This is a genomic window from Pseudoxanthomonas broegbernensis (assembly GCF_014202435.1).
Taxonomy (GTDB): domain Bacteria; phylum Pseudomonadota; class Gammaproteobacteria; order Xanthomonadales; family Xanthomonadaceae; genus Pseudoxanthomonas; species Pseudoxanthomonas broegbernensis.
The window spans coordinates 1-3454 of the sequence record NZ_JACHGU010000023.1; the positions used below are offsets into that span (position 1 = coordinate 1).

The following is a 3454-nucleotide window of genomic DNA, read 5'->3' on the forward strand; positions in this document are numbered from 1 at the left end:
GGTAGTCCGTCGGTGGGCGTATCGCAGCACGAGAAGGCCAGCAGCACCACGCAGTCGGGGATTGCCGACGGCACGCTGATCGTGCACGACGGCAGTGGTACGGACATCGCCCGTGGGGTCACCGAGCTGCAGCAAGAGGGGCTGAAGGAGATCTTCGACGCTCAGAAGGTGGCCGAGCGGATGGAGATGGGGCAGGTGGCCGGAGAGGTGGCTTTTACGGCGGCCAGGGATCTCATCAGCTATCAGCGTGATCAGGCCGAAGCCGATGCCAAGACAGCGCAAACGGCGCTGTTGGCAGCAGAAGGTGATGTGGAAGCTACTGAGGCCGCCAAGCTGCAGTTGGCTGATGCCAATCAGCGGTTGTCACAATGGAACGATGGAGGCGCATATAAGCAGACTACACAGGCACTGGCGGGAGTGTTGACGGCAGCGGCTGGTGGTGGAGATGTGCTAGGTGCTGTTAGCGGCGTGATGATGAATGAGCAGTTGTTGAGTAGGTTCAGCACCTACCTGCAGCAGAAAGGCTCGGACCCGGATAGTGGCACTCATGACACTCTCATGAACCTAATGGGCGTGGTGTTCGGTGCGGCCGGTGGTGCTTTGGGTGGAGATACCTCCACCGGCGCTGCGGTAGGCTCGGTTGCACAGCAGTTTGGGTATTACGATTACCGTGATGGTCGAGCGCATCGTCAGGAAGTCGCAGCGCAAGCATTGGCAGGCATGGGCATCACCGACGATGCCACTGTAGCCGGAGTCAATGCGCTGCTGGACAACTGCGTCAAGCTTGGCTGTGACCCATCGCAATTGAACCTATTGCTGCAGTCGCCTGATGCAGCTCAGGTGATGACTAGTCTAGCCAAGCCTGAAACCACCGCCTATGCCATGTATGGCAAGGGATTCAATGAGCTGAGCCAGGCTGAACAAGAAGCTGTTATCGCTCGCTTGGGAACGGGTACGGTGAGCGTATCGTGGATTGAGGATCTGACTTCAGACGGCAGTAGGCAGGAGATGAAGCCCGTCCCTCAGGGCGAGGCACCGAGCGATGAGCAAGTTGGGCTTCGCCAGCAGTTCGGTACGGTGCTTTCAGGATTGGTGATTACAGGTGGCGAGAAGGTCGAGCAGGTGACGAACTGGCTGGGCGAAGAGAATGCCCAGACGGCGGCTTTGCTTCTAATAGCTGCTTTAGGTGGTCCCGTTAAGACAGGGGCCAGCTATGTGTTCGAGAGTTCATCGATCGGTCAGAGCTTGCAAAGTGCAAAGGATGAATACCTGACCAAACCGCTGTCCAATAACATTGTTTCCCCATATGGCTTTGGGGCCGAGACGGATTCGGATCGACAGAATGTACAGCCGGCCAGCATGGCGGTATCCACAATGATGGTGGATGCGATCCTGTCGGCCCTTGGCATTCAAGGCGCGAAAGCCGGCGCTAAGGGTGTCGTTACAGCTGGGGGTGGGTTTAAGAAGAAGGTGGATGCAGCGGATGCGGCGCCGAAGGGGCAGACACTTGTTATTCCAAAAGAAAAGGCAGAATTTCTTGATAACTATAAGAAGGCTGCTGAAGAAGGGACATTGGTTAGAACCGATCCCTCAACTGTTCGAGGCAGTGGATTTCGAAGGAAGTTAGAAAGGGAGCAGGGGCCGGCGCCGGGCAAGGGGTACGATGCTGATCACAAAGTCGAATTGTGCGTTGGCGGTAAGGATTGTGCGGCGACCAACGGTCAGTGGTTGGAGAGTAGGCGAAATCGAAGTTCTGGTAGTAAATTGAAAAATAATGTAAAGGATGACCCGATAGGCACTAGATATACTGATGTAATAATTGAGGGGGATGGAGATTAGATGTAATGAAAGAGAAAGTTAAAATTGAGACTTTGCCAGGTTACGATGGGAAAACGGCATATTGTGGTGCGCTAAGATTACTGGATAAGGGTGATATTGATTGGATTTCTAAATGGGCCGCTGGTAATGAGGGCTGCCTCCCGGGGCTAGATTTCTTTGCTGCAGATGCATTTGGAGTTCTTTATGGGGTAAATGAGGGGGGGGTGGTATCAATATTCTGGACGGAGACTGGGTGTTTGGAGGATATTGGAATAACGAGGGATGAGTTCTTTATGCTTGTATGTGAGGATCCCAATTCTACGATTAATTACTCACTTTATATTGAGGCTGTAGCTAAAATTGGCAAGCCAAATCACGATCAGAATTTTTCATTAAAGGTTGAAACGGCCCTTGGTGGAAAAATGTCGGTAGATAATCTATATATATGTGATAAATCAATTCATATGCTGCAGCTTGGAAAGATTGCGCGTCAAATTAAGGACTATCCAGTTGGGACTGTATTTATCGATACTGATTTTTAGAGCGTGTTATGAGTCGTCCCTGAAGAATATGTTTTAGCAAGCGATTGCAATGCGCGGGACTGGCTGGCGAACGACGGGCGGCAGCAGGCTCTCCCGTATCCAGGCGCGCAAAAACACGATCCATCGCAGCAGCCAGCGGATGTTGTAGCCGGCCGCGCAGGCGATCACGTGCAGCGCGTCGCCTTCGGCGCCCTTGAGGTCCCCCCTGCGTCAGACTAGAGCGTGTTATGAACTTTGAAAAATGGAAGCTGCATTGCCGAGCATGAGGATGGTGAAGACGACGAAATGCAGTCCGGCCAGTGTCTCGGGCAGGCGTTCGTAGTCGCGGGCCAGGCGCCTGAAGCGTTTCGCCTGGGCCGCTTCACAACCGTTGGTGTTGCGATCGAGAGTTGAATCCGCCCCGATCATAAATTTCCCGGGTGCACAATGATGAAAGATGAAGTGATGAAAGACAAGGTGGTGCTGTCTATCCTGCAAGAGCTTGGCTGGAAATGCGGTAAAGATGAGGCGGGTGATGTCTATTGTCAGTTAGAGCAGGGCGGCAAGCAGTTACAAATTATTCCGACTATCCGTAAGTTATCCGATCATTTCAGGGTTTCGTTGATGCCTTCTATTTCCACCAAGGAGTTCAGTGCAGCAGCTGCGCAAATTTTTGGTGAGCCGATAGATCATGAGCCGATCATCGTGAGTAACTTAAGAGATGAGAAGATTCCAAGCGTTGCCAGAGAAGATGTCGTCCGACTCGCTGAACGGGCACTGTCCTGGGCTTCTATGCAGGATGTCGAGGCTGGGCTGGCGGCGTATCGAAGCTTGCCAACCGATGCCAAGGGTGCAAGGCCGCTGCGACATTTGGCCGCGCTGGCGTTATCGGGAGATGTGGGACGGCTGCACGGCTACAAGGAAAGCTTTGACCAGGGCGATAGAATGGGGTTCGTGCCATATATCACGGCGAAAATGATCGAGCGTGCAATTTCGATCGCTCAGGAAAATGCAGAGGTTTCCCGTCCACACTGTCCGCGAGTGATTTCCAAGCCATGAGCCGAGATTTTTCATCTGGATTTGGAGTCGTTTGGGGTGTTGGACTGCTTCGCCTT

3 protein-coding genes and 1 pseudogene are annotated in these 3454 nt (G+C 53.2%); 3 read left to right on the plus strand and 1 reads right to left on the minus strand.

Annotation, left to right across the window (positions count from 1 at the left end; genetic code table 11):
* Nucleotides 1–1839, plus strand: a 1839-nt coding sequence (locus HNR76_RS15170; RefSeq protein WP_183982370.1) for a gluconate 2-dehydrogenase subunit 3 family protein, incomplete at its 5' end; no start/stop codon positions are given.
* Nucleotides 1840–1844: 5 nt separating this feature from the next.
* The gene (locus HNR76_RS15175) at nucleotides 1845–2360 is read left to right on the plus strand and encodes a T6SS immunity protein Tdi1 domain-containing protein (protein WP_162312323.1); all 516 of its coding nucleotides are present in this window, start codon (nucleotides 1845–1847) and stop codon (nucleotides 2358–2360) included.
* Between the two features lie 225 nt (nucleotides 2361–2585).
* On the opposite strand, the pseudogene HNR76_RS15180 reads toward HNR76_RS15175, so the two are convergent.
* A pseudogene (locus HNR76_RS15180) lies at nucleotides 2586–2705 on the minus strand (IS5/IS1182 family transposase); the annotation flags it as partial.
* Between the two features lie 84 nt (nucleotides 2706–2789).
* On the opposite strand from HNR76_RS15180, the gene HNR76_RS15185 reads away from it, so the two are divergent.
* A complete protein-coding gene (locus HNR76_RS15185; protein ID WP_211373210.1) occupies nucleotides 2790–3398 on the plus strand; it encodes a DUF6990 domain-containing protein in 609 nt (202 codons plus the stop codon).
* Nucleotides 3399–3454 lie beyond the last annotated feature (56 nt).